Genomic DNA, 3,392 nt, shown 5'->3' on the forward strand with positions numbered 1-3,392 from the left:
CTGGTTCGCGGCGGGGCGCCGCTCCTACCCATTGGCAGCTTCGACGCTTAACTGACAGACATTAGCCCTTCGGGGCGGTTTTTTTATGAGCGCTGATCGGTTTACTGACGCCAAGGCAGAATCGGGATGGCCGTCACCGCATTCTGCGGGCTGCCCTCTATCACCCGGTCGCTGTAGACCAGATACACCAGGGTGTTGCGCTTGGCGTCGAAGAAACGCACCACCTGCATGGTCTTGAACACCAGCGAGGTGCGCTCCTTGAACACCTCCTCGCCGTCCTTGAGCGTGCCCTTGAATGCAATGGGACCGACCTGGCGGCAGGCGATGGAAGCTTCGGCACGGTCCTCGGCCAGCCCAAGACCACCCTTCACCCCGCCGGTCTTGGCCCGTGACAGGTAGCAGGTCACACCGTCCACCTTGGGGTCATCGAAGGCCTCGACGACGATCTTGTCGTTCGGCCCGACCCACTTGAACACCGTCGACACTTCACCGATGGTTTCGGCCAGCGCCAGACTGGGCAGCATCAGCAGGCCCAGCAACACTCCCTTGAACGGACGCATACATGCTCCTAGAACCTGTTCACGATTTCGCGAGCTAGAGCCATACAAGACAAAAACAGGCGAGGAAGCGGAGTGTACTTCTGTACATGAGCATTCGACCGGGCTGGCGCTCCAGCCTGTTTTTAACGCAGTAGGGCCGACGCGCGCAAATCGTGTACAGGTTCTCAGACGAGGATCAGATTGTCGCGATGTACCAGCTCCGGCTCATCGACATAGCCCAGCAGCTTCTCGATGGCGTCCGACGGCTGGCCGATGATCTTCTGTGCTTCCAGCGCGCTGTAGTTGACCAGGCCACGGGCGACCTCACGGCCGTCAGGCGATACGCAGACCACCATCTCGCCACGGCGGAAGCTGCCCTGCACGGCCTTCACACCGACCGGCAACAGGCTCTTGCGATCCTGGCTCAACGCCTTCACCGCGCCGGCATCCAGCACCAGGGTGCCACGGGTCTGCAGGTGGCCTGCCAGCCACTGCTTGCGCGCCGCCAGCAAGCCGCGCTCGGGCGCCAGCAGCGTGCCCAGACGTTCGCCCGCCTTGAGCCGCGCCAACACCTGCTCGATGGCCCCACCAACGATCACCGTATGCGCGCCGGAGCGCGCCGCCAGACGCGAAGCACGCAACTTCGTCTGCATACCGCCACGGCCCAGCGCACCACCGACGCCACCTGCCACGGCATCCAGTGCCGGGTCATCGGCGCGGGCTTCGAAAATCAGCTCGGCATCGGGGTTGTGGCGCGGGTCGGCGTTGTACATACCGTCGCGGTCGGTGAGGATTACCAGCAGATCGGCTTCCACCAGGTTGGCCACCAGCGCGGCCAGGGTATCGTTGTCGCCGAAACGGATTTCATCGGTGACTACGGTGTCGTTCTCGTTGATCACCGGGATCACATCGAGATTTACCAGCGTACGCAAGGTGCTGCGTGCATTGAGGTAGCGCTTGCGGTCGGACAGGTCGTCATGGGTCAGGAGGATCTGTGCGGTGCGCATGCCATGCTCGGCGAAGCTCGACTCCCAGGCCTGCACCAGGGCCATCTGGCCAATGGCAGCAGCGGCCTGCAGCTCGTGCATCGCGCTAGGTCGGCTGGTCCAGCCCAGGCGGCTCATGCCGGCCGCCACCGCACCGGAAGATACCAGCACCAGCTCGACGCCCTGCTCACGCAGCGCAACCATCTGCTTGACCCATACCGCCATGGCCGCACGATCCAGGCCACGCCCGTCAGCGGTCAGCAGCGCACTGCCGATCTTCACCACCCAGCGCCGCGCGCCGGTCACCTTGTCACGCATGATCTTCCAACCTTAGCCAGAACGCCCACTTAGGAAACCCTGAAAAAGCCTCAGCGTCACTCCCGCGAAGGCGGGAGTCCAGGTGCTGCGATGTTTCTGGATTCCCGCTTACGCGGGAATGACGACTGCTTCAGAGCATCCCTTACAAAAACGCCGCAATTAAGCGGCGTTGGAAATTTGCTTAATCCCGGACGTAAATGATTTCCGGGCCGTCGTCGTCTTCTTCGTCGAAGAAATCATCGTCTTCGTCGATATCATCGACACTGCGCACACCGGATTTACGCAGCGCACGCTGGTCGTCCAGCGCCTGCAGACGGGCACGCGCCTCGTCTTCGATACGCTGATCCAACTCGGCCAACTCCTCGGCGAAGACCGGGTCCTCGGCGATGCGCTCGGCACGCACTTCCAGGTAATGCATGATGTCGCGGCTGATGCGCTCGGTGCCGTCGCGGCTGATGGCCGAGACCACGTAAACCGGGCCCTGCCAGTTCAGGCGAGCCACGATATCGGCCTTGCGTGCCTCGCGCTCGTCCTCGGGCACCTGGTCCATCTTGTTCAGCACCAGCCAGCGATCACGCTCGGCCAGTGCCGGGCTGAAGCGTGCCAGCTCGTCGATGATCACCTGCGCCGACTCGGCCGGGTCGCTCTCGTCCAGCGGCGCCATATCCACCAGATGCAACAGCAGACGCGTACGCGCCAGGTGCTTGAGGAAGCGAATCCCCAGGCCCGCACCGTCGGAAGCCCCCTCGATCAGCCCCGGAATGTCGGCAACGACGAAGCTCTTGAAGCGGTCGACGCTGACCACGCCGAGGTTCGGTACCAGGGTGGTGAAGGGGTAATCGGCGACCTTCGGCTTGGCCGCGGAAACCGCGCGGATAAAGGTACTCTTGCCGGCATTGGGCAGACCGAGCAGGCCAACGTCGGCCAGCACCTTCAGCTCCAGCTTGAGATCGCGCGACTCGCCCGGCTTGCCCGGCGTGGTCTGACGCGGCGCACGGTTGGTGCTGGACTTGAAGCGGGTGTTGCCCAGGCCATGCCAGCCACCCTGGGCGACCATCAGGCGCTGACCCGGCTTGACCAGGTCACCAATCACTTCCTGGGTGGCCACGTCGATCACCGTGGTGCCGACCGGTACCGGCAGGATCAGATCCTCGCCCTTGGCCCCGGTGCAATCGGTGCTGCCGCCCTTCTCGCCATTCTGCGCATGGAATTTACGCGTATAGCGGTAGTCGATCAGGGTGTTGAGGTTGGCGTCGGCCTCGAGGAATACCGAGCCGCCGTCACCGCCGTCACCGCCATTGGGGCCGCCCTTCTCGATGAACTTCTCACGACGGAAGGCCATCATGCCGTTTCCGCCGTCACCAGCTTTTACAAAAATCGATACTTCGTCGACGAATTTCATGGATATGCCTCCCGCTTCATCTGCGGGCTGGGGGGACGCTTGCCGGATCATCCAGAACTAGCGGATCGGGCAAGCGAACCAAAGATACATAATCGGGTAGGAGGCGGGGTCACCCCCGCCGTCCTCCCACACCACCGTACGTACGGC

General features: G+C 63.1%; 3 protein-coding genes. All 3 read right to left on the minus strand.

Annotated elements, in window-relative coordinates; genetic code table 11:
* Positions 1-101: 101 nt before the first annotated feature.
* The 3 genes from N5J71_RS22175 to cgtA all read right to left on the minus strand — a co-directional run bounded on the left by N5J71_RS22175 (position 102) and on the right by cgtA (position 3,245).
* Positions 102-560, minus strand: a complete 459-nt coding sequence (locus tag N5J71_RS22175; RefSeq protein ID WP_279917660.1) for a CreA family protein — start codon at positions 558-560, stop codon at positions 102-104.
* Between the two features lie 164 nt (positions 561-724).
* On the minus strand, positions 725-1,843 hold the full coding sequence (gene proB, locus N5J71_RS22180) for a glutamate 5-kinase (protein ID WP_279917661.1): 1,119 nt from the start codon (positions 1,841-1,843) through the stop codon (positions 725-727).
* 181 nt (positions 1,844-2,024) lie between these two features.
* Positions 2,025-3,245: an Obg family GTPase CgtA gene (gene cgtA / locus N5J71_RS22185; RefSeq protein WP_108232932.1), complete on the minus strand. Its 1,221-nt coding sequence runs from the start codon at positions 3,243-3,245 to the stop codon at positions 2,025-2,027.
* Positions 3,246-3,392 lie beyond the last annotated feature (147 nt).

The organism is Ectopseudomonas oleovorans (assembly GCF_029845265.1).
GTDB lineage: Bacteria > Pseudomonadota > Gammaproteobacteria > Pseudomonadales > Pseudomonadaceae > Aquipseudomonas > Aquipseudomonas oleovorans.